22 protein-coding genes and 1 pseudogene are annotated in these 23,506 nt (G+C 40.4%); 17 read left to right on the forward strand and 6 right to left on the reverse strand.

Annotated features, from left to right (window positions below; genetic code table 11):
* Window positions 1–22: 22 nt before the first annotated feature.
* The 11 genes and pseudogenes from H6G59_RS01325 to mtnB all read left to right on the forward strand — a co-directional run bounded on the left by H6G59_RS01325 (window position 23) and on the right by mtnB (window position 9,307).
* The gene (locus H6G59_RS01325) at window positions 23–1,486 is read left to right on the forward strand and encodes an NAD(P)-binding domain-containing protein (RefSeq protein WP_190711369.1); all 1,464 of its coding nucleotides are present in this window, start codon (window positions 23–25) and stop codon (window positions 1,484–1,486) included.
* A gap of 163 nt (window positions 1,487–1,649) precedes the next feature.
* Window positions 1,650–1,808, forward strand: a pseudogene (locus H6G59_RS27190) (IS4 family transposase); the annotation flags it as partial.
* Window position 1,809: 1 nt separating this feature from the next.
* A complete protein-coding gene (locus H6G59_RS01335; RefSeq protein WP_199331880.1) occupies window positions 1,810–3,216 on the forward strand; it encodes a cytochrome P450 in 1,407 nt (468 codons plus the stop codon).
* A gap of 89 nt (window positions 3,217–3,305) precedes the next feature.
* Window positions 3,306–4,175, forward strand: a complete 870-nt coding sequence (locus H6G59_RS01340) for a class I SAM-dependent methyltransferase (protein ID WP_190711371.1) — start codon at window positions 3,306–3,308, stop codon at window positions 4,173–4,175.
* Between the two features lie 138 nt (window positions 4,176–4,313).
* The gene (locus tag H6G59_RS01345) at window positions 4,314–4,463 is read left to right on the forward strand and encodes a hypothetical protein (RefSeq protein ID WP_190711372.1); all 150 of its coding nucleotides are present in this window, start codon (window positions 4,314–4,316) and stop codon (window positions 4,461–4,463) included.
* Between the two features lie 142 nt (window positions 4,464–4,605).
* A complete protein-coding gene (locus tag H6G59_RS01350) occupies window positions 4,606–5,283 on the forward strand; it encodes a methyltransferase family protein (protein ID WP_190711373.1) in 678 nt (225 codons plus the stop codon).
* A 99-nt stretch (window positions 5,284–5,382) separates the two neighbouring features.
* On the forward strand, window positions 5,383–6,147 hold the full coding sequence (locus tag H6G59_RS01355; RefSeq protein WP_190711374.1) for a Coq4 family protein: 765 nt from the start codon (window positions 5,383–5,385) through the stop codon (window positions 6,145–6,147).
* Between the two features lie 430 nt (window positions 6,148–6,577).
* Window positions 6,578–7,054, forward strand: a complete 477-nt coding sequence (locus H6G59_RS01360) for a DUF3237 domain-containing protein (protein ID WP_190711375.1) — start codon at window positions 6,578–6,580, stop codon at window positions 7,052–7,054.
* Window positions 7,055–7,181: 127 nt separating this feature from the next.
* Entirely contained in the window at window positions 7,182–8,063 is an 882-nt protein-coding gene (locus tag H6G59_RS01365) for an alpha/beta fold hydrolase (RefSeq protein WP_190711376.1), read from the forward strand.
* Window positions 8,064–8,096: 33 nt separating this feature from the next.
* Window positions 8,097–8,678, forward strand: a complete 582-nt coding sequence (locus H6G59_RS01370; protein WP_190711377.1) for a 1,2-dihydroxy-3-keto-5-methylthiopentene dioxygenase — start codon at window positions 8,097–8,099, stop codon at window positions 8,676–8,678.
* A 5-nt stretch (window positions 8,679–8,683) separates the two neighbouring features.
* Entirely contained in the window at window positions 8,684–9,307 is a 624-nt protein-coding gene (mtnB, locus tag H6G59_RS01375; protein ID WP_190711378.1) for a methylthioribulose 1-phosphate dehydratase, read from the forward strand.
* Between the two features lie 234 nt (window positions 9,308–9,541).
* On the opposite strand, the gene H6G59_RS01380 is transcribed toward mtnB, so the two are convergent.
* Window positions 9,542–11,986 (reverse strand): ATP-dependent Clp protease ATP-binding subunit, encoded by a 2,445-nt coding sequence (locus H6G59_RS01380; RefSeq protein ID WP_190711379.1) that lies wholly within the window; start codon window positions 11,984–11,986, stop codon window positions 9,542–9,544.
* A gap of 333 nt (window positions 11,987–12,319) precedes the next feature.
* On the opposite strand from H6G59_RS01380, the gene H6G59_RS01385 reads away from it, so the two are divergent.
* Window positions 12,320–12,616, forward strand: coding sequence for a DUF3288 family protein (locus H6G59_RS01385; protein WP_190711380.1), 297 nt, complete (start codon window positions 12,320–12,322; stop codon window positions 12,614–12,616).
* Between the two features lie 270 nt (window positions 12,617–12,886).
* On the opposite strand, the gene H6G59_RS01390 is transcribed toward H6G59_RS01385, so the two are convergent.
* Together H6G59_RS01390 and H6G59_RS01395 are read right to left on the reverse strand one after the other, a co-directional pair.
* Window positions 12,887–14,428, reverse strand: coding sequence for an MlaD family protein (locus H6G59_RS01390; protein WP_190711381.1), 1,542 nt, complete (start codon window positions 14,426–14,428; stop codon window positions 12,887–12,889).
* A 108-nt stretch (window positions 14,429–14,536) separates the two neighbouring features.
* Entirely contained in the window at window positions 14,537–15,340 is an 804-nt protein-coding gene (locus H6G59_RS01395) for an ABC transporter ATP-binding protein (protein ID WP_190711382.1), read from the reverse strand.
* Window positions 15,341–15,417: 77 nt separating this feature from the next.
* On the opposite strand from H6G59_RS01395, the gene H6G59_RS01400 reads away from it, so the two are divergent.
* Window positions 15,418–16,917, forward strand: coding sequence for a phytoene desaturase family protein (locus H6G59_RS01400; RefSeq protein WP_190711383.1), 1,500 nt, complete (start codon window positions 15,418–15,420; stop codon window positions 16,915–16,917).
* A 292-nt stretch (window positions 16,918–17,209) separates the two neighbouring features.
* On the opposite strand, the gene H6G59_RS01405 is transcribed toward H6G59_RS01400, so the two are convergent.
* Window positions 17,210–18,685: a tetratricopeptide repeat protein gene (locus H6G59_RS01405; protein WP_190711384.1), complete on the reverse strand. Its 1,476-nt coding sequence runs from the start codon at window positions 18,683–18,685 to the stop codon at window positions 17,210–17,212.
* A gap of 252 nt (window positions 18,686–18,937) precedes the next feature.
* Here H6G59_RS01405 and H6G59_RS01410 point away from each other — a divergent pair, with 252 nt between their 5' ends.
* A complete protein-coding gene (locus tag H6G59_RS01410) occupies window positions 18,938–19,942 on the forward strand; it encodes a FecCD family ABC transporter permease (RefSeq protein WP_190711385.1) in 1,005 nt (334 codons plus the stop codon).
* A gap of 127 nt (window positions 19,943–20,069) precedes the next feature.
* Here the strand turns inward: H6G59_RS01410 and H6G59_RS01415 are convergent, their stop codons facing one another.
* Window positions 20,070–20,663, reverse strand: coding sequence for a Spy/CpxP family protein refolding chaperone (locus H6G59_RS01415; protein WP_190711386.1), 594 nt, complete (start codon window positions 20,661–20,663; stop codon window positions 20,070–20,072).
* Between the two features lie 195 nt (window positions 20,664–20,858).
* Entirely contained in the window at window positions 20,859–21,182 is a 324-nt protein-coding gene (locus H6G59_RS01420; RefSeq protein ID WP_190711387.1) for a hypothetical protein, read from the reverse strand.
* Window positions 21,183–21,407: 225 nt separating this feature from the next.
* Here H6G59_RS01420 and H6G59_RS01425 point away from each other — a divergent pair, with 225 nt between their 5' ends.
* The 3 genes from H6G59_RS01425 to H6G59_RS01435 all read left to right on the forward strand — a co-directional run bounded on the left by H6G59_RS01425 (window position 21,408) and on the right by H6G59_RS01435 (window position 23,430).
* On the forward strand, window positions 21,408–22,187 hold the full coding sequence (locus H6G59_RS01425; RefSeq protein WP_190711388.1) for an ABC transporter ATP-binding protein: 780 nt from the start codon (window positions 21,408–21,410) through the stop codon (window positions 22,185–22,187).
* Between the two features lie 172 nt (window positions 22,188–22,359).
* Complete coding sequence (locus tag H6G59_RS01430; RefSeq protein WP_190711389.1) at window positions 22,360–22,614, forward strand: TIGR03643 family protein; 255 nt, start codon at window positions 22,360–22,362, stop codon at window positions 22,612–22,614.
* Between the two features lie 27 nt (window positions 22,615–22,641).
* A complete protein-coding gene (locus H6G59_RS01435; protein ID WP_190711390.1) occupies window positions 22,642–23,430 on the forward strand; it encodes a DUF362 domain-containing protein in 789 nt (262 codons plus the stop codon).
* Window positions 23,431–23,506: the final 76 nt, after the last annotated feature.

Raw genomic sequence — 23,506 nt, forward strand, 5'->3', positions numbered from 1 at the left:
CAAACAATACTAAGATTATTTTATGAACTTACTAAAATCTTCCCCACACTCTACTCGTAAATGTAAAGTTGCTGTCATTGGTGCTGGTGCTAGTGGTATTGCTACAGCAAAAAGTCTGCTTGAAGATGGTCACGAACCTACAGTTTTTGAAAGCAGCGATCAAGTTGGTGGTGTTTGGGTCTTTAAAAATACTAGCGGCAGGGCTTTTAGTACAGTTCACTTTCAACACTCAAAGTATGTTAGTGTTTTCTCCGATTATCCTATGTCGATGGATTCCAGTGAGTTTCCTAACCATACAGAAGTTCTTGACTATCTCAATGACTATGTAGACCACTTTGATATTAGGAAACATATCAAATTCAATACAACAGTAGATAAGGTTTCCAGAAAGGATAATAATGATTGGGAAGTTAGCGTCAGCTATCCTGGTGGTCAATCTACCTTCAATTTCGATGCGATCGCTATTTGTAGTGGTATTTATAATGAGGCAAGATGGCCAAATTTTCCTGGCGAAGAAAAATTTCAAGGAATGATAATCCATTCCAAGGATTATAAAGAACCTTCGATTTTTGCAGGTAAAAATGTTTTAATTGTCGGCAATGGACCGAGCGGAGTTGATATTGCAGTCACTGCATCCTATAGCTCTAATAAAGCAATTTGGAGTTATCGTAAAAATCGTTGGTTACTTCCCAGATACTGCGAAAGAATACCCTTTGATTTTATCGTTACTCGCCTGAATAAACATATCCCTTTCCGTCACAAAATTTTATCTTTGGTTCACATTAAAAAGTTTTACCCGATTATGTTAGATCACCAGGCTTGTGGTGTGAAGCCAAATGTTGGTCCAGAGAAATCTGGGCCTGTTTTTAACGAAGATGCCTTAAACCGCATCCGACTGGGAGCAATCAAAACAAAACCAAATATTGCACATTTTGAAGAAAATAAGGTTGTATTTGAAGATGGTAGCAGTGAATCAATAGATATGGTTGTGTATGCAACAGGCTACCAAGTTAAAATTCCTTTTATGGATGAATATTTAGGTGAAGACCATCAAAAAAACTTAAATCTTTATAAGATGGTATTTCCCCCAGAATTACCCAACTGTGGTTTTATTGGATTTGTTTACGGAAACGTCATATTTCCCACATCTGAATTGCAAGCACGTTGGTTTTCTAAAGTTATTTCTGGTGAAGTTGAGTTACCATCAAAAGCAGCAATGGAAGCGCAAATCCAAGAACACAGAAAACATCAGGAAGAAGGCTGGCTTGACAGTGCATACCGTAGCTTGCGTATTTCAGCTTTTGACTACATGGATGATATCGCCAAGGAAATTAACGCCCTACCTAAAATTTGGGAAAACTGGACAATTCTTAAGGAAATTTTCGCCGGTCCAATGATGGCCACACAATTCAGGCTTAATGGACCTCATAAATGGGAAGGCGCTACGTCTTGGATCAAAAAAGTACCCAAGCTAGTTCGGAAGTAGGTTATGGACACTAAACACTAATATTTTGTTGATTGGTGCATAAGTATCAAATATTCAGGAGTTGGATAATGAGCGTATTTAAATCTATGGTTTTTTGTCAATTGGTATACCACTTTTAGGTTGGGGTATTGATGGTTTAACAGAATTTTTGGCAAATCCAGTCAATGAATTATCCTTACCTGTCGAGCGTATTTCTTTAGAAATGATTTATTGTGGTCTTTATCATTTTTCTGTTGCTCATCAAAAAGGTTTGACTGATCACCCTATTAATTGTTTTGCTGCCGCTGACTACCAAGATTTAAGAGTAGTTAAATTAAATAGAAGTGATTAAAAATATGAACACATTTATGAACACGATATTGCAGCCTTTTATTAGTAAAAATAAATTACCAAATGGACCAGAAGAACCTGAATTATTTCAGTTAATGAATTTGCTCGTTCGACCTTTGGAGTATGTAGAAGAATGCGTAAATAGATATGGCTATATGTTTACTATTAGGCCATTTGGTTTCTCTCCATTGGTATTTATAGGTCATTCTCAAGGAATTAAAGAAATTTTTAGTACACATGCTAAATCTTTTGATATCGGAGATACAGATACAAAAGCTATTTTGCATCCATTATGTGGCGATCACGCCATAATATTACTGAACGGCTCCGAGCATAAAAGAGAGCGTAAATTACTTATGCCTGCTTTTCATGGAGATAGAGTAAAATTATATGCTGAAAAAATATGTGAAATTATTGATAGTGTTACTTCTAACTGGGAAATAAATAAACCTTTCATTGCTAGAAGTGTCATGGAGGAGATTACCCTCAAGACATTGATGCACACAGTGTTTGGTTTCAGTAAAGGGGGAAAAAGCAAACAATTTATGTCGGTTATAACGGATTGGATAGATTTCATTAATGCTCCAGTGCAATCGAGTTTGCTGTACGTTAGATTTCTGCAAGTAGACTTAGGAGCCTGGAGTCCGTGGGGTCATTTTATCAAAACCAAACAAACAATTGACAAACTTCTTCAAGCTGAATTAGAAGATAGGCGAACTAACAGAGAAAAACTTGGTGATGATATCTTCAGTTTAATGCTGGAAGCAACTTATGAAGACGGTCAGACAATGAGCGATGAACATGTAAAACACGAATTGGTGACTTTGTTATATGCTGGATACGAAACTACCGCGACAGCTTTAGCTTGGGCTTTTTACTGGCTCGAACAATCCCCCCGAGTAAAAAGAAAACTGTTGCAAGAAATCGATAGTTTAGGGAAAAATCCCGACCCCATTGAGATATCTAAGTTGCCATATTTAACGGCTGTTTGTGAAGAGACATTGCGACTTTATCCAACATTGCCATTTGCTTTTGCCCGTACTGCTAAACAAGATATGGAAATAATGGGTCGTTTTTTTGAAGCTGGGACAACATTTTATCCTTCTATTTATTCAGTCCATCAGCAAGAAGATTTGTATCCAAATCCAAAACGATTTAGACCAGAAAGATTTTTAGAACGTCAATATACTCCTTACGAGTTTATCCCTTTTGGTGGTGGTCCGAGGTTTTGTTTGGGTTATGCTTTGGCTATGTTAGAAATGAAACTAGTAATAGCTTCAATTGTATCTAAATACAATTTAGAATTAGCTGATAATCAACCCATTAAACCAGTACTTCATTTCATCAGCAGCATCGCACCCTCCAATGGTGTCCCTTTAGTTATGACTGGTTTCCGCTAATAGGATTGTGGTTAATTCTGTCAACAAACTTAATACCGCAGCTACCATCAACCCCAAGTTCAGTATTCTATCTCAAGGATCAAAATAAAATGTCAGACCAAACAAATAGACTCCGCTATTTCAATATTTTGCTTGATTCAATTGAGCAACGAAATCAAGAAGTGACAGAAGCTTTTGGGCATCATGTCCATTGGGGTTATTGGGACTCAAACAGTTTAGCAGATGGTTCTGTTGAAGACTTTCGGCAAGCAGCAGAAAATTTATCTGTGAAAATGTGTGAAGCAGCTAAAATTACAGACAATCAAAGAGTTTTAGATGTAGGATGTGGATTTGGCGGCACGATAGCCACGATTAATAGTAGATACAAAGATATGGATTTAGTTGGTGTGAATATTGATGAGCGCCAGCTAGCCAGAGCCAGAGAAGTTGTTGTTCCTGCTGCAACTAACAAAGTTAAATTTGTCAAAGCAGATGCCTGTAAGCTGCCTTTTGAGAATCATTCCTTCGATGTGGTTTTAGCTGTTGAGTGTATCTTTCACTTTCCCAGTCGAGAGCTTTTCTTTAAAGAAGCAAAACGGGTACTGAAACCAGGTGGTTATCTAGCGATTTGTGATTTCACCCCGGCAGATATAGTTATGCCTTGGATTGGGATGTTAGATTTTGTGTTTAATGGCTTATTTCCTAGCACTTATAGTCAAAATAACCTTAACCTGAAAAATAGCGTAACTTTGCACGATTATGAGAAACTCGCTGAAAAGACAGGATATCGTGTTGTGCATGAACACGACATTACCGTGAATACATTGCCTACTTACCCGGTTTCTGGTCGAGTAATGCGTAAAGCCTCACCTCCGGGATGGGATACTGAAGTTGATATGTTTCTTACCCAAACTATGGAGTGGTTCAGCCGTCAAGGTTTATATCGTTACGTAATTTTCTCATTTGAAGCCCTGTCTTGATAGAGTGTCGGTAGTCAGCTGAGATGATCTCAGTCATACTAGATTACGTAGCGCATCTAATCCGTTAGCCGCTAAATATGGCGCAATTTAACCCTAGAGCGTCGGTCAAGAAGTAAAGGTTGACAAAAAAGGGTAAATATGTTTTCTGTGGAGGCAAAGCATTCGGGCAATGATTTATGGCGATCGCACAATATTTCTATCCGAATACTTCGCCTTTACCAAAGGTTTTCTAGTTATTCACAATCGGAAGTAAAGCAGGTGGCAAGAATCAGGAATATAGAAGTTTAAATTATTTTTCCTGCTTCCTTACTTTTGCCCTCTACCCTCTGCTCTAGCAATCCTAAGTCGTTTATGCTTTTCTCACAAATAAATTGTGATTGCTATATTTTGTTGATTGGTGCATAAGTATCAAATATTCAGGAGTTGGATAATGAGCATATTTAAATCTATTTTGAGCTTACTAATCTATGGTTTTTTGTCAATTGGTATACCACTTTTAGGTTGGGGTATTGATAACTTAACAGAATTTTTGGCAAATCCAGCCAGAGTTATTTTCTTAGTTGGTTCAACTTTGATAAGTATCGTCTATGCCTGGTTTATACCTCAAAATCTTGTGAGTGACGCGGTTAAAGATAAACTGATAACTCGCCAAAACATCACTTTATGGTTGAGTATGCTTCTTTACGTGATCATTTTTAGCCTCTTGCCATATTGTGATCGCCACAACCTCTGGCAAATTAAAGCTGAAAATTATTTAAGATATGTTGGGGTAGTAATGTTTACAATTGGTCTGATTTTCTCCACTTGGGGTCCACTGCACCTCGGTAAACAATTCGTTTTCAATGTGACAATTCAAGAAGGAAATAAATTAGTCACAGATGGACCATTTAGCTATGTACGCCACCCCCGTTATTTTGGTTTGGTTCTTTGGGTTTTAGGAGTTTCACTAATCTATCTTTCAGTTGTGGGGCTGGTAATGACTGGGGTATATATGTTGTTGCTGGCATGGCGAATTTATGATGAAGAAAATTTACTTCAGCAAGAGTTTAATGAACAATGGACAAACTATTGTCAGCAAACAAAGCGGATAATTCCTTTTATTTATTAACGTGAAGAATACAAAGATAAAGTTTTGTATTAGCGTTCAGTATTTCTGCGATCCTGCTATAAAATTTATTGTGTAAATTCAATTATCTGAGGTTTCATTATGTCAACACTTTCATCCATTATTGATACCGATATGAATCTATCGGTTACTCCAGAACTTCTGAAAAGTCTTACTCCAGAACTTCTGCAAATTTTTACGTCTCCAGAACTTCTGAAAGGTCTGCAAGCTTTCTTTTCCTTTATTGGTAACGGAGTAGATATTCAGGGAATTTTTGATCTTGAGGATGCCTTCGCCAACCAGGAAGTTCGTGCTGCCCAGATTACCTATCTCAAGTCTATTCCTGAAATCGCTCAAATTTTTGAAGAACGATATATTGGACCGACTTACAATGTAGAAGAATTAATCAAACTGCCTGAAGATTCCTTAGGCTATGCTTATGCCTCTAACATAAAAGCAGTAAACTATCCCGCAGGTTTTTATCCCAAAGTCGAGGTTCTAGATGACGTGAGTTATTACAGTTTGCGTATGCGACAAACCCATGATATTTGGCATACCGTTTCAGGATATGGACTCACTCTTTTTGGGGGAGTTGGAATTACAGTATTTCAGTACGCGCAAAACCGAGATCCGCTGGGAGCGATACTGCTCGCCGGAGATATTCTCAATAATATCAAGATGCACAGAGATTTAGATACTTATATGCTTATCGTTCACGAGGCATACAATGTAGCGCGTCAGGCAAAACCCTTTTTGGCGCAGAAGTGGGAAGAGGCTTGGGAAAAGCCGCTTGCAGAGTGGAGAGCGGAGTTAAATGTCGCTCCTGTAACATATAGAGAGCCTTATTTACCACTGGCAGCAGCCTAACTTATCCGCAGACTTTTAGAAAACTCAGCGCAAACGCTACGCGCCCACTCTTGTAGTAACAAAAACACTACTCTTTTGAGAGACTAGCATCTTCGCTGCCTCCATAATAATACTGCTTTCTAGTTTGAATTTTATAACCAACATTGATGCTGTTGGCGAAATATAACTTAATAGTTCAAACCCTAATTTTTTCGTAGGTTGGGGAGCCACCGTTGTGGACGGGTTTCCCGGCTTGAAACGAGTGGCGTTTGACGCAAGGAAACCCAACATCTCCCACAACAACGGGTTTATCGGATATTCCAATGTTAAGAAATAATTCGCCAACAGTATCCAACACTTGTATAATCAGGCTGCTAATAGCAGGTTAATACCCAGGTAAACATTTGGGTTGAGCCAGCAACCGGGAGCAATGCACACCAAGGAGATACCGATGTCCGAGCTTAAGACCGAATTCTTGTTCGAGATAAGAATACAGATTCAACCGCCGATGGATGTCGGACAAGGCCCCGATGGGCATCGCATGATCTTTATGGCCAAGTCCGGACATTTCGAGGGACCGAAACTCAAAGGTGAGGTTATCTCGATGTCCGGTGGCGATTGGTCTAGAGTGCGGGCTGATGGGTCTGGCGCAATCGACGTTCGTCAATGCCTCAAGACGCATGATGGGGCGATCATTCTCATGACTTATGGCGGACGGATGGTCACAAGCCCAGAAAACTTTGAGTATTTTATGGATTATTTCAAGCCGGACGATCCGCAGGGTGCAGAGGAGCGATACTATCTCAGGATCAATCCTTTATTCGAGACAGGTGATGAGCGGTACGCATGGCTGAATAATATCGTCGCAATCGGCAAGGGGCGCACCGGTGACGGCGGCGTAATTCATGAAGTCTTTGCAGTGAATTAGGTATTGCAACGAGATTGTTACGCGGCTATTATTAGTTCTCTTGAGATTTTCTTGACGAATTAGCCATAGATTCTAAGTCTAAGATGAAAAAGCAAGCTTGATATTTTTTCACTTACAGGAGGATAACATGAGTTTTGACGCTCAAGAAAATCACATCCAAGAATATAAAACTGTCGAGCTACCTCAAGGAATACTGCACTACAGCGATCGCGGTCAGGGATCGATATTAATCTTTATACACGGGGCTTTGGTTAACGGAGGACTCTGGCGTGATGTTGTATCTCTACTCGAAGGCGAGTTTCGCTGCATTGTACCAGACTTACCGCTAGGCGCTCATATCCAACCAATGAACCCCGACACCGACTTAACTCCACCTGGTATTGCTCGTTTAGTAGCAGATTTTATTACAGCCCTCGATTTAGATCATGTCACCTTAGTTGGCAACGATACAGGCGGTGCTATATGCCAGTTAGTCATTAGCCAGTACCCTGAAAAAATATCAGGTCTTGTATTGACTAACTGTGATGCTCTTGAAATCTTTCCACCGCAGTTTTTTATTCCCCTCTTGTATGCTGTTCACATACCAGGCTTTATCTTTGCACTTGCACAGTTAATGCGCTGGGGTTTAGCTAGACGTGCCTTGTTTGGGCTACTTGCACATAGACGCTTGGAACCAGAAGAAGAGTCCGCATACTTTACACCGCTAATTCGTTTTTCTGGCGTGCGTCACGATCTAACCAAAGCTGTGCGTGGTATTTCAAATCGTTACACTCTTGAAGCAGCCCGTTCCTTTCCCAATTTTAACAAGCCAGTTTTAATTGTTTGGGGTGAAGACGATCCATTCTTTACTTATAACCTTGCTGAACGCCTCAAAAATTCTTTCCCTCATGCTCGACTAGAGCTTGTTGCCAAATCACGTACTTTCGTACCTGAAGATCAACCTGAAGTTCTAGCGCAGTTGATTACAAGTTTTGCTGTTCCTGTTACTGGATCAGTAGTTTCAGAATGAGCGACGCAGAAATTATAACAACCGAGGTTTCCTATGGCTATCTTGCGACTTGAAGACGGTACTACATACACTCAACTGAGTGACATTGTACGTGAGCTTGCTCCTCTGAATGTCCAGATCAATTGCTGGCAGATAGGGGATGATCCGGAACTGAGGGATCTGCTGGCTCAGGACATCCTAAGTGATGTCGAAAAAGAGCAGGTACTTAAAGCGCTTGACATCTACTTCCAGCAGTTGGCTACAAATGCTGGCTATCAGGAGCGCGACCTGATTGCGCTGCATCCAAGCGTCCCCAATCTTGACACTATGCTATCCAAATTTGATCGAGTCCATACTCACGCCGATCCCGAAGTGCGTTACATCATTGCCGGTGAGGGCATCTTTGGGTTTGTGCGTCCTGACGGCAGCCAAGTAGAACTGACGGTGCAGCCAGAGGATTATATCAACGTGCCAGCCGGCACAGAACACTGGTTTTATCTGACAGCATTACGGCAGATTAAAGCTGTGCGCTACTTCACAAGTAGAGAGGGCTGGGTACCTGAGTACACTGATAGGGAAATTCGCTTCCGCGCCGCTTCAGTAGATTTGCGATCGCAATCTCTACTAAAATCCTAAATCCTATGAATACTGATCCGCGCCCTACTCTTATCGCTGCTGCCCGTCAGTTCTATCAGATGGGCTGGATGATAGGAACAGCTGGCAATCTTTCGGCGAGAATGCCGGATGGCAACTTCTGGATTACTGCCAGTGGCCGCCCCAAAAACCAGCTAATCACTGATGACTTTGTGCTTATGACTTTGGATACCTGTAGGAGTGAGGCATACCTCGCCCCTCAGCAGTCTCATACTCAAAAACGCCCATCAGCTGAAACGAGCATTCATGCAGCTATCTACAGCCTGTTTCCAGATGCCCAAGCCTGCTACCACGTCCACTCCATTGAGAACAACTTGGTCTCTCGCTTGATAATGGGTGATACTCTGCCTTTGCCACCACTGGAAATGCTTAAAGGTCTAGGAGTCTGGGAAGAGAACCCACAGGTGGCAATACCGATTTTTGCCAATCATCTAGAAGTATCTCGGATTGCCGATGAGATTTGTACTCGCTTTAAGACCAAAATGCCGCAGGTGCCTGTTCTGCTCATTCGCGACCACGGAGTTACTGTATGGGCTTCTTCACTAGAAGGTGTGAGCAACTATCTGGAGATAGCGGAGTATATTTTTCGCTACATGGTGGCCGTTAAATAATTCGTAATTCGTAATTCGTAATTCGTAATTCGTAATTAAGTTTTGTGACGGGAATTTAGACCCCGACCCAAAACTTGTCGGTTATTGAACAGGGGGATTTAAACCCACGGTACTCGGGTCAAAAAATTGGACTGGAACTTGGTTAAATTATTGCCACCTCAAGGAAAAGGGTAAAGGTTTACCCCTTACCCCTGAACCAAGTAGTTTGCAAATTGTATTCAGATGTAACCAGCGTTAACTAACAGTCAGTAATTCGCGTGTTTCTGTTTTTCTGACTCTTACCTGACCATCATCGTCTACATCAACAATGGCTGTGTCTCCATCTAGGATTTGACCAGCCAGAAGTGCTTCAGCTAGAGAATCTTCTAACAGGCGCATAATTGCTCGGCGTAACGGTCTAGCACCATAACTGGGGTCATATCCTTCGGTTACTACCCGGTCTTTGAAGCTTTCGGTAACTTCGAGTTTAATTCCTCTGTCCGTCAAGCGACTAGCAACATCGAGGAGCATGATATCAGCAATTTGCTTGACTTCAGCTTTGTTAAGTTGAGTGAAGACGATAATGTCATCAACACGATTGAGGAATTCTGGACGGAAGTAAGCTTTCAGTTCTTCGTTTACCAAGTTGCGAATCCGGTGATAACTAGCGTCGGCTTGATTATCAAATTCAAAGCCTAAACTCATACCGCCTTTTTCAATTACCTTAGAACCAATATTGGAAGTTAAGATAATCAATGTATTCTTGAAGTCCACTTTCCGACCTTTTGCGTCGGTGAGGTGTCCGTCATCTAAGATTTGCAGCAGCATATTGAATACATCAGGGTGTGCTTTTTCGATTTCGTCGAATAGCAACACTGTGTATGGTTTGCGCCGCACAGCTTCCGTTAGTTGTCCGCCTTCGTCGTAGCCAACATAACCAGGAGGTGAACCAATCAACTTAGAAACGTTGTGGCTTTCCATGTATTCGGACATATCCAAGCGAATCATCGCGTCTTCGGAACCGAAGAAGTAAGCGGCTAATGATTTCGCTAATTCAGTTTTACCAACACCGGTAGGACCAGAAAAGATAAAGCTGGCTATGGGGCGGTTAGGACTCTTTAAGCCAACACGGGCGCGACGAATAGCACGAGAAACAGCGGTGACGGCTTGTTCTTGACCAATTAGGCGTTTATGGAGGGTGTCTTCTAGGTGTAACAGTAACTCTGATTCTGATTCTGTGAGTTTGTTAACTGGTACGCCTGTCCAAGAAGCTACGATTTGGGCGATGTCTTCTTCGTCAACAATGGGGGCTTTAGCGTTTTGTTGCGTTTCTTCGGTGTAGAGTCTAGCTTGTATTTCTACTTCTTGGTCACGCAGCTTACCAGCTTTGTCAAAGTTCTGAAGTCTAACTGCTTCTTCTTTGGCTTTGGTAACACCAACTAATTCACGTTTGAGTTCCTTGTCGGTGGAGGTGCGTGAGTTACGCAAGCGCACGCGGGAACCAGCTTCGTCAATTAAGTCTATGGCTTTATCTGGGAGAAAGCGATCGCTAATATAACGATCTGACAACTCAGCCGCAGCTACTACCGCAGCATCAGAAATATGGACTTTATGGTGCTGTTCATAAGCTCCGCGCAAACCATAGAGAATTTGAATAGTTTCTGCAACCGATGGTTCTCCGACCATAATTGGTTGAAAACGACGCTCTAAGGCTGCATCACGTTCGATGTGTTGACGGTATTCATCCAAAGTGGTAGCGCCGATACATTGGAGTTCACCTCTTGCTAAAGCTGGTTTGAGGATGTTTGCTGCATCTAAACCACCTTCTGTACCACCCGCACCGACTAAGGTGTGAATTTCGTCTATCACGAGGATGATATTGCCTTCTGTGCGAACTTCTTCCATGATTTTTTTGAGCCGTTCCTCAAAATCCCCACGGAAGCGAGTTCCCGCAACTACAGAACCCATATCCAGACTGATGACTTGCTTGTTGAGCAAAACTTCAGGTACATCTTGGTTAATGATACGTTGAGCTAGACCTTCTGCGATCGCAGTTTTACCAACTCCTGGTTCCCCAATCAAGACTGGGTTATTTTTGGTGCGGCGACCAAGAATTTGCACCGTGCGTTCAATTTCTTGTTGACGACCAACTACAGGGTCAAGCTTGCCTTCCTGAGCCAGTTTAGTCAGATTTCTGCCAAACTCTTCTATGGTTAAGTTTTGGGTACGCTTGGAACTCTTCCCTCCGCCCGCAAAAACAGTCACATCTTCACCTAAACGGCTAATGACAGCCGAGCGGATAGCGTGCAAATCAACTCCCAGATTTTGTAGTACTTTGGCGGCGACTCCTTCCCCAGCCTCAGTTAAACCTAACAATAAATGTTCAGTGTTTATGTAGTTGTGTCCCAGGCTATGAGCTTCTCTAAATGATTGCTCGAAAAGGCTTTTTACTTTGGGTGTAAACGGAATTTCTGGTGGGACAAAACCAGAACCTCGGCCAATAATTTTTTCTACTTCCCGACGTGCATCTTTGAGGTTAACACCCAACTCGGCCAGCACTTTAGCAGCAACCCCAGTTCCTTCTCCCATCAAACCCAGGAGAATTTGTTCCGTTCCTACAAAGTTGTGTCCCAGACGGCGTGCTTCCTCCTGAGCTAACATAATTACCCTAATGGCTTCGGAAGTGAAGTGTTCAAACATAGCGGGTTCTTGCTCCCTTGCTGCTTGTACTGTGGGTGATATAAATTCACCCTCATGTAAAGTTTCTTGTATTTTCTTAAAGATAATGTATCTTTATTTAAGATTGAATGGCAGTGGTGAGAGCCGTATGAGCTAGGGTGTGGTTGCCGTCTTTAGCAGTACCGAGTACCGAGTGCTGAGTACCTAGTGGTAAGTGCTGAGTTGATTAAATGTTGTAAAGTAGACTTATTGTTTTCCGTATTAAATGATTTTTCTGGAACTGTTCTACTTTCAACTAAACTGAGAACTCAGGATGGCATTTAGGACTAAGCACTTACTACTCTCTCACTGAAGATGACAGAAACCTCACCAAGCAAAGATCAGCAACATCCCCTTTACAACCGCGATCGACCCTTTATTGATATTTTACTCTCTCAAGAGGCAACGGACTACAATTTGGCCGAATTGGCTAGGCTGAAAATTCGCTATCAAGGCTTTCCAGGCGCACGGGACATCCAAAAAGACCTAGATAAAGTTTTGCAACGCTGGGGTTTAACGGAAACTGAACTGTTGGAAAAAACTCGCCAGCTACACGAAGTGGGCGGAATTTATAAAAGTCGCGGCAAAAAAGAAGAGCAAGATTGGAATTAGTCATTGGTCATTGGTCATTGGTCATTGGAAACTCTTAATTTTCTCCGCGTCTCCCTATCTCCCTATCTCCCTATCTCCCTATCTCCCTATCTCCTTATCTCCCTATCTCCCTATCTCCCTATCTCCCTATCTCCCTATCTCCTTATCTCCCTATCTCCCTATCTCCCTATCTCCCTATCTCCCTATCTCCCTATCTCCCTATCTCCCTATCTCCCTATCTCCCTATCTCCCTATCTCCCTATCTCCCTATCTCCCTATCTCCCTATCTCCCTATCTCCCCATCTCCGCGTCCCCGCGTCTCCCCATCTCCGCGTCCTCTGCACCCTGCTCTCCTGCTCCCTGCTCCCTTTCCTGGGGGGTGGGGGTGGGAGTTACGACTTGGGGTGGCTCTACAAATGCTTTCGGGGTGGGTGTGGGAGTTACGACTTGGGGTGGCTCTACAAATGCTTTCGGGGTGGGGGTGGGAGTGACAACTTGGGGTGGCTCTACAAATGGTTTCGGGGTGGGTGTGGGAGTTACAAATTTGGGTTTATCTAAAAATGCTTTCAGAGTTGGTGTAGGAGTTAGGGTTTCTGGTTGATTCAAAGATGTTTTAATAGAGTCTAATGTGACAGCTACCTTTGCTTGTTGCTGCATATCTTGTGTAGAAGAAACCAATTTGCTGAGACCATTCACAAGTTGTAGAAGATTTTGCCGGAATTTGGGATCTCCCGTTAATTCATCTAAATCAGATGTAATTTTTTGTGTATTTTCAAATGTCACCCTGGCTGAGTCTAGGGTTTGTTGCAAAAGAACAATATTTTTAGGATCATTTAAATTTTTGGAAGCATCTTTTAAATTAGCTGAAGCTTCGGCGGCGTTAGCAGACAAAAGTTCTAAATTTTTCAATAATTCCCCTTCTGTGAGACGATTAACCGCCGGGGATAGACTGGTAACTGTCTGACGTAATTGATTACTGGTTTGGGTAATATTATTTAAAGCACCAACTAGGGAAGAACGATTTGTTGTCAATAAGTCATCTAAGTTATTCAGCAAACGACTGGCTTGTTTGGCAGTTACACTAAAGTCGCTGGCTGTTACACCTAATTGATTTGCGGTTTTTGTGCTAGTCGCCGTCAGTTGATTTGTTGCCTGTTGTACTGTAGCAGCAGTGCTAGAAAATGTACCTATTTGTCCTTTAAAGCTTTTGCTGACAGTTTGGAGTTCTCGACTCAGATTAGCAACACTAGTAGCAGCATCAGCAGAGGTGACTAAAAGTCGATTAACGTTGTTAAAAAATTTCTCGTCACCGTATTGAGCCGCAAAATCAGATGATTGGCGAATCAGTTCATCGACGCTGATACCAATTTGACCTTTTAAGTTAGTAGCGCCATTGCAAATAATCAGGCTGGCATTACAATCTTTGTCTAGAGGTTTAGAAATAACTGTTTCAGTAGGTAAGTTGGCTTTTGGTGTGATATCAATAATACTTTCGCTAATTAATCCGCTTTGATTTGCCTCAATCGATGAGTTGTATGGAATTAGTAAGTTAGGATCAGTAATTTCAATTTCCACTGCAACGGCATTTACTCCCGTTTTAATATTGGAAATACTACCCACTTTTACACCACGATAACGAACTGGTGCGCCTTTTTGCATTCCCCCAGCGTTAACAAATTCGACTACAGCTTTATAAGAACTGCGTCCAGGGGTGATTCTATTCAACCACAGCAAAATTATCCCAAATGCGCCTAAACCCAGTAGAAGTAACAATCCCACTGAGCCTTCTCTTAATGTTCGTCTAGATGTGAAGCTGTTAATTAGATTCTGCATTTTTCCCTCCCCTGAAAAACTAGTCCTGATTGGCGACAAATGGAACTCTGAAAAGCTAAGAATAATATTTCACAATACCAAATCTAAAATCTAAAATCCCAGATTGTATTAACCGGCTATCTGAATTGGTCCATGTATACTCCCACTCATAAATTGTCTGATCAAAGGATGGTCAGTGTGATCTATTTCACTCACTTTACCTTGCCATTGCACTTTACCTTGATAAAGAAATACTAATTTGTCCGCTGTGCGCCGAATGGTACTTTCTTGGTGGGTAACAATGGCATAAGTACTACAGACACCTTGTGTACATTGCAAACTGCGGATTAAATCCTCAATGACCGTTGAGGCGATGGGATCAAGTCCGGCTGTGGGTTCATCGTACAATAAAACTTCTGGACTATCTGCGGGATTATGGGGATTAGACATAATTGCACGGGCAAAACTGACCCGTTTTCGCATCCCTCCGGAAAGTTCTGCTGGGTAAAGATGACCGATTCCTGGTAAACCCACCATCTCTAATTTTTCATTTACTAGTTGGCGAATGTGCGATCGCTCTAATTTGGAATTTTGGTACAATGAAAATCCCACGTTTTCTTCTACTGTCAACGAGTCAAATAAGGCCGCTTGTTGAAATACCATCCCAATTCCTACAGCATCTGCACCGTCTTCAATCAACCCATCTCTCTGTACTCCTTGGATATAAATTTCTCCTTCATCGGGCTGTAATAACCCGGCAATTATTCTTAAAATCGTCGATTTACCCGTTCCCGACGGTCCAATAATTGCTAGTGCTTCCCCTCGCTCAATTGTCAAATCGACATGATCTAAAACCTGATTTTTACCAAAGGATTTAGAAATGCCTTTCAGTTCAATTAATGGTTTAGTTATTGATAATTTGTCATTTGTCATGGGTGATAGGTGATAGGTGATTGGTAATGGGTGATTGGTAATTAATAATATTTTTTGACAACTGACAACTGACAAATATGCAAGATATTGATATTTTAGTGATTGGTAGCGGTATCGGTGGCTTATGTGCGGCTGGGTTACTTGCTCGTTATGGAAAACGGGTAATTGTCTGTGAAAGTCACACAATCCCCGGTGGTGCAGCCCACAGCTTTAAAAGACGAGGTTTTGAGTTTGATTCTGGCCCCTCTTTTTATTGTGGTCTTAGCGAATCCCACAGCTTAAATCCCCTTAAACAACTTCTGGATGTGCTTGGTGAATCTCTCCAAGTTATACCTTATGATCCTTTAGGACATTATCACTTTCCTGAAGGCACTTTTGCAGTTTATAGCAATGGGGAGCTTTACCGTCAGGAGTTGGCAAAAATCACGCCTCAAGGTGCTAAAGAATTTCAGCAGTTTGAACAACGTCTGTTAGGGCTTTACGACGCAATGAAAGGTATTCCCACCCTAGCACTGAGGGCTGACTGGCAAGTTATACCACTATTGTTACAACGTTATTTACCAGATTTGGGGAAAATGTTGTTCAATTTGCCAATTGTACAAACTTCTGTTGGTAGTGTCATGAATGCTACTATCAAAGACCCTTGGGTAAAGCGACTAATTGACCTAGAATGCTTTCTTTTATCTGGTTTAAAGGCAGAAGGAACAATTGCCCCAGAGGTAGCTTTTATGTTAGGTGAACGTTGCCGTGCTGGTGTTGAATATCCTTTAGGAGGTAGTAAAGCGATTGTTGATGCTTTGGTGCGAGGTTTGCAACGTTGGGGTGGTGAGTTGCGTTTGGGTTGTCATGTTGAGCAAATTTTGGTGGAAGGAGGAAAAGCGGTTGGTGTGAAATTGAAATCTGGTGAGATTTTGAAAGCACCAATAGTAATTTCTAACGCTACTCTTTGGGATACTTACAATCACCTGTTACATCCTGAAGATTTACCCGCAAGTTATCGTCAAGCGGCTTTAGATACACCAGCAGTTGAAAGCTTTATGCATTTACACTTAGGCATCAAGGCGGAAGGGTTGGAGAATTTAACAGGACATCATGTGGTGGTTCATGATTCTCATCAAGATATTACTGTGGCTGGGAATACTTGCATGATTTCCATTCCTAGTGTTTGGGATGCTTCTTTAGCACCAGCAGGAAATCATGTGGTTCATGCTTATACCTTGGAACCTTATGAGGGTTGGGAACGCAATGATGATTATGAAAACCAGAAACGGGAAAAAGCGCAATCTTTATACCGCGCTCTAGAGCGAATTATACCGGATATTCGTGAGCGTGTGGTGTTGGAACTTATTGGTACACCTTTAACTCATGCTCATTATTTGCGACGCTATCAGGGAACCTATGGCCCAGCTATTGCTGCGGGTAAGGGGATGTTTCCTGGGACACATACGCCGATCAAGGGTTTATATCGGGTGGGAGATAGTACTTTACCAGGAATCGGTGTTCCTGCTGTCGCTGCGTCGGGGATTTTGTGTGCGAATACGTTGGTGAGTGTGTTGCAGATGTTGGAGGTTTTGTAGGGTTTTAAACGAACCACGTTCGCGGACGCGGAACGTCCCGAAGAGATAGACACGAAGGAAGCGAAGGGAAGAGAGTTTTAGAGAGATTTTGGGTGGGTGATGATGGGTTATTTTTCTCACGCAGAGACGCAGAGGCGCGGAGAGTAATTAAGAGTTTGGTGTAATGATGTGAAAACTGCTGTAATGTAGGTTGGGTTGAAGACATGAAAACCAACATTGATTATTTTTTGTTGGGTTACGACTGCCTAAACTAACCTACATTTTTTATTACTAAACTGTTGACATCAATTAATTATTGGCGCAACTTTCTGATTCGCTCCATAGCATCTTGATAGTTTTTTTCCTTACCTTCTCTTTTATATATATCTGCTGCTTTTTGGAAATCATGAATTGCACTCTGTTTATTTCCTAAATTAGAACGGGCAATTCCTCGGTTGTTGTATGCTAAAGCAAAGTTAGGATTAATATTGATAGCCTGAGTGTAATCTTCAATTGCACGCTGTTTATCTCCTAATTGATAACGTGCAATTCCTCGGGCGTAGTAAGCATAAGCAAAGTTAGGATTAATATTGATAGCCTGAGTGTAATCTTCAATTGCATTCTGTTTATCTCCTAATTGATAACGTGCAATTCCTCGGTTGTAGTAAGCATCAGTAGAGTTAGGATCAATTTTGATAGCCTGAGTGTAATCTTCAATTGCACGCTGTTTATCTCCTAATTCATTACGGGCAACTCCTCTTTTGTAGTAAGCATAAGCAAAGTTAGGATCAATTTTGATAGTCTGAGTGTAATCTTCAATTGCACTCTGTCTATCTCCTAATTTAGAATGGGCAATTCCTCGGACGTAGTAAGCATAAGCAAAGTTAGGATCAATTTTAATAGCCTGAGTGTAATCTTCAATTGCACTCTGTTTATCTCCTAATTCAGAACGAACAACACCTCGTCTGTAATAAGAATGAGCATAATTAGGATTAATCCTAATAGCTTGGTTAAAATCTTCAATTCCACCCTGCGTATCTCCTAAATAATACATGGCACGTCCCCGTTGGTTGTAAGCATCTACATTATTTGGTTGCAGTTGCAATACTTGAGAATAATAATTAACAGCACCTCGATAATCTTCTCTGTCACGACACTCATTACCTAAGCGCATATATTCATCAGCTTCAGAAGATGCCAAACTCTTTAAATAGCAGCGTAAACCTCCAGAGTAAAGCAACTCATCTATCCCTACCAAGGCTTTACCATCAATAGATGTAATCATCTTAGTTGGTAAAAATCCTGCCAAAATCAAATTGTATTCATTCTGCGCCTCGCTCACTTCTTCTTGAATTAAAATACAAACTAGAACCGCATTTTTTTCAATTTCTTCTTGGCTAATTGTCCATTTAATTTCATCAAATTTACCATTACGAGCTTTTACCTGAATACCCACTTCTGGGTCTGAAGCCAAGGTAAAATCAACTTTTCCATCACCACCAACGCGCTTTTCATAGTCAACTTCTGTGACAAAATTACCTAACCGGGTTTTGACAACTTCCTCACCCAGTTTTCCCTTCATGTTGTTAATAAAGTAATTTTTCGGGTCATTGGGTTTATACTTCCTCACCATCTCCCAGCAAAAATCCCGTAATTGCTTTAACCTCTCTCCAGATATGACAGTTAGTTCACTATGCTGGCCTTGTTTGTCACAATGCAGGAAGTCACTAGATTTCAGTCTTTGAATAAAATCAGTCTGTTGGGCTTTGAGTGGTGTTGTCCAGTCCATATCGGTATAAATTTGCTGGAATGTCAGAAGGAATCTAATTTTAGTATTCCCCATCCAGAAGCAAAAATATCTAATATTTGTTAAATTCGGCTACCTTCATTATTTTTCTGGCAACACCTAAACTGTATTAGAATATAAATGTGATTTTCGGAAATGAAAGATGGTCAAATCATGATTTACATCTTTTTTCATCCTGAAACAGAATCTATTTTTCAATTTATTGAATGTTACACTCTCTACTGCAAATAAAAAATGCAGACAATTTTCACAAAATATCGCCTATTCTGGGCAATTTTACTTCTGATTAGCGCCTTGGTAATAACGTTATTAGTTTCTCTTTCTCAAGGTGCAGTTCCTTTAAATTTATCGGAATTTTATCAAGCAATTCTACGCCAAGGCGACCCAATTAAGCAAACTATTCTTTGGGATTTACGGCTACCTCGCATTGTGGCGGCGTTAATTGTGGGTGCGGCTTTGGGAATGTCTGGCGCACTTTTACAAGGAATGTTACGTAATAGTTTGGCTGACCCGTTTATATTGGGAATTTCTGCTGGTGCAGGACTAATTGTCATTATTATGATTGTTTTGCAAGTTTTCCCTATAGCGATTCCTTTAGCAGCTTGGTTGGGGGCAATTTTGACTTCTGCTATTGTTATTTTCCTCGGTCGCGCTGGTGGGGGAATTTCGGTGGAAAGATTGATTTTAGGAGGGGTTGCTGTTAGTGCTTTGTTTGGTTCTGTACAAAGTACGTTGTTATTAATGGCGGAAGATGGACAGATACAAATTGCGTTAAGTTGGTTAGTGGGTAGTTTAAATGGTCGTGGTTGGACGGAAATTTCTACAGCTAGTCCTTATATTATTGTGGCTTTATTGTGCGGATGTTTGTTGGCGCGATCGCTCAATGTCTTGGCTTTGGGTGACGATTTGACTGTAGGGTTGGGGGTTTCGTTAATGCGATCGCGTTTATTAATTGGTGGTATTGCTACTTTATTAGCCGCAGGTGCTGTTAGTATCGGTGGTTTAATCGGTTTTGTGGGGTTGGTTGTTCCTCACGGTGTACGTTTAATTGTGGGAACAGATCACCGTTTTGTTTTACCACTTTCAGCTTTAGCAGGTGCATGGTTATTGATGTTTGCAGATTTACTTTCTCGACTAGGTGCGGTAGAACTTCCTGTCGGTTCGGTGACTGCTTTGTTGGGTTCACCGTTGTTTATTTGGTTGCTGTATCGTCGTTCGGGTGATGTTAACAAGTTTTAATATTCAGTTTCATTGAATATTTATGATGAGGATGAGGATGGACGCAGAGATTATTTAATCAGCAATTACACGCAATGAAAATCAAAAATTAATCCCGGATAATTACACGGTCAATCTGATGTAACTCTTAGTAAGATGTATTTTCTCTGGGAGACATACGTCTTTGTTTCATCATTTCTCGCTGTTCTGTAGTCAAAACGGCTTGAATTTGTTTTCGTTGATTGCGTATAATTTGATTAACTGCCTTTTTTTGATTTGCTGACAGATTTAGCGATCGCAGTCTACTCATTGACAATTTATCACTACTATTATCAGCAGATTCAAATTCCTCTTGCTGTTCGGGAGATAGGAGTGCAACTACTTTCGCTTCATTTTGCGTTCTAATTCGTCTTATTTGTGCTTTTTGATTGTCAGTTAAGTTGAGTTCTGATATTTGCTCTGGATATCTATTTATATCTCTTTGGGATGAGCGATAATTTCTGCCATTTTCAGATGAGTTATTATTTGTGTCATTTTCAGATGAGTTATCATTTGTACCATTTTCAAATGAGTTATCATTTGTGCCATTTTCAGATGAGCGATAATTTCTGCCATTTCCCGTAGAATCATTAGGAAAAGAAGTTCGATTAGGAGAAGATAATTGACATCCTGTAGTCAAAATAGCGATGGATAAAACCGCTGCGGGCATAGCAAAAATACTCAACATCCGTTTATAGTTCATGAATTGATACTCCATAAATACATCTCAATCTAATAGAGGCATACTCTTTTTATATCAGTTATTTTTGGGTTAGCTCCAAAAATTATAGCTGCGTTTAACAACTTTAAAAAAGTACCATCTCTATCTACTTAAATAAAGTCGATATGAGATGGTAATAACAATAATTAGTAAAAATATTAGGAACGATAGTCTACCTTAATATCGACGTTCTCGACGAAATTCGTTTTGGTAGCGAAATTCTCTTTCTCTACGAGTTTCTTGTCTGTGATTATTGTCTCGTCTGTAATTATCGTCTCTTCTGTAATTATCGTCTCTTCTGTAATTATCGTCTCGTCTGTGATTATTGTCTCGTCTGTAATTATCGTCTCTTCTGTGATTATTGTCTCGTCTATGACGAATTTCTTGCCGCTGATTTCTATAATTGTTTGGATTAGCAGCTAATGCTGGAGATATGCCTACACTACCTAGTGTTATTAAACCAAGTGTACCAAGTAAGATAAGAGATTTGTGTAAATTCATAGTGAGTTTTCTTCAGAATGAAATTAGTTTTAGGGTTGTTTTATTCCAACCTACTTAAAGCATAAAATTAGAGTTGCATGGCGATATAGGTAAAAAGTCACTAATCTGTTCATGACTTTAGTCATGTTTATCTAATATTCTTAACTAGTAATTATATTGCAAAAACTCCTGTATTCTGCTAGAAATAGAATAGCCTATCAATTGTTTTTTTATATTTTAAAATAAATGCCTCTCGAATTACAAAATCTCACAGGTGGTTATACTGTTTCGCCAATTATTCAAGATATTAATCTTTCTTTGCAAACTGGAGAATGGTTAAGTTTAGTTGGTGCTAATGGTTCTGGTAAATCTACTCTACTCAAATTAATTAGTAGAATTCTTTCACCACAGCAGGGAGTCATATTATTAGATGGGAAAGCAATTCATTCACAACCTCCCAATCTAATTGCTCAAAAGTTGGCGCTTTTACCCCAACAACAAACAGTTCCTGTCGGTTTAACAGTACGTCAATTAGTGAGTTTAGGAAGAACACCTCATCAATCTTGGTGGCAATGGGAATTAAGTTCTGAAGATAGACAAAAGGTTGAAGCAGCAATTAAAAAAACCCAATTAGAAAAATTTAGCAATCGCTTGATTGAAGAATTATCAGGTGGTGAAAGACAACGGGCTTTTTTGGCTTTAGCTTTAGCTCAAGAACCGAAGGTGTTATTATTAGATGAACCAACTACTTATTTAGATATAAATTATCAATTGCAATTATTAGAATTATTAAAAAATCTCAATCAGCAGCAAAATTTAACCATAGTCACAGTTTTACATGAATTAAATTTAGCCGCACGCTATAGTTCTCGGATTGCTTTATTAAAACAAGGTCATCTTTGGGAAGTGGGTACACCGGAAGCAGTGCTAACACCAACTAATATTGCTCAAGTTTTTGGGGTAGAATCTATAATTATTAACACACCTGTCGGGTTACAAGTTTGTGCTATTTCTGCTGTTGTTTAGAAGATGTTTTCAAAGTCATTGCCGATTTATCATCATCATTGTAAAATAAATATAGGAATCCAATTTGATTTTTGAATAAATCTAAGTAGTTGTAGGGTGGGCAATGCCCACCAAAACCATGATTAATTTGGATAGTGAGTAAGTCCTAATAACTATACTTTTTTTCTCAAATATGAAATTACCAGAACTTGAACAAGCAACAATAGACAGAATTGTAGAAATGGCATGGGAAGACAGAACCCCTTTTGATGCGATTGAAATTCAATTTGGGCTACTGGAAAAACAAGTGATTGCTTTAATGCGTCGGGAGATGAAAGAATCAAGTTTTAGAATGTGGAGGGAGCGTGTAACTCAGCGGAAGACTAAGCATTTGAAAAAGCGAGATTTTATTGCGGGTACTTTTAAATCCGATAATCAAAAAACTTAATCTTAATCTTCTTATCTGAGTCAATTCATGAATACTAAATTATTAAATTTTCCTGTTCAAGTCACAGATACCAATGAATTTATATATCAACCACCGACTGCGGCTATTAATGCTAAACGGATCTTAGTAAAACCTAATTTGGGTTATCCAGTTGCACCTCCTGTAACTGTCAGCATGAAAGTATTAGCTGCGGTACTTCAAGGTTTACGTTCCTGCAATCCTCATGCAGAAATTGTAATTGTTGAAGGTGTATGTTCACCAGTTTCTCTACCAGAAATAGCCAGTCGTAATGGTTTATATTCATTGCTAGATGCAGGAATGCAATTATTAGATGCAGATGAATTACCATTGAAGGAATATCCCAATCTTTCTCCTCAACCAGTTCGGTTTAAAACAATGCTGGCTCCTGCAATTTTAGAGGAAGTAGATTGTAGAATTTCGGTAAGTGCTTTCAAACGCACATATATTAATGACAAACCTTTAATTTCAGCTTCTTTAAAAAACTTGTATGGGTTGTTTCCTCGCAGTCGTTATAAAGCCAGAAGTCCAAAATCACGAGGACAATTACACCGTCCTTCTGTTCCTTTAATTTTGCAAGATGTTTATTTCACTATTGGACATTTATTTAATGGTGCGGTTGTGGATGGTAATCTCAAGTTTGTTAGTGCTGATTGGAAACCAGATAAAGGTAAATCTATAGAATTAGGTAAGGTATTTGCTGGTGAAGATATGCTGACAGTTGACCGTGTTGCTTGTGAAATTGGTGGAGAAACAATAGCAGATTATTTGGATGCTATTGAAAGTCTCAGAGGTTAAGTAATCGCTTTTTACTATATTCATTTACATCTTGCATCTTCTCAATCATGGTTGGAATGCCCACCCTACTAAATAA

It is taken from the genome of Anabaena lutea FACHB-196 (genome assembly GCF_014698305.1).
Classification (GTDB): Bacteria; Cyanobacteriota; Cyanobacteriia; order Cyanobacteriales; family Nostocaceae; genus Anabaena; species Anabaena lutea.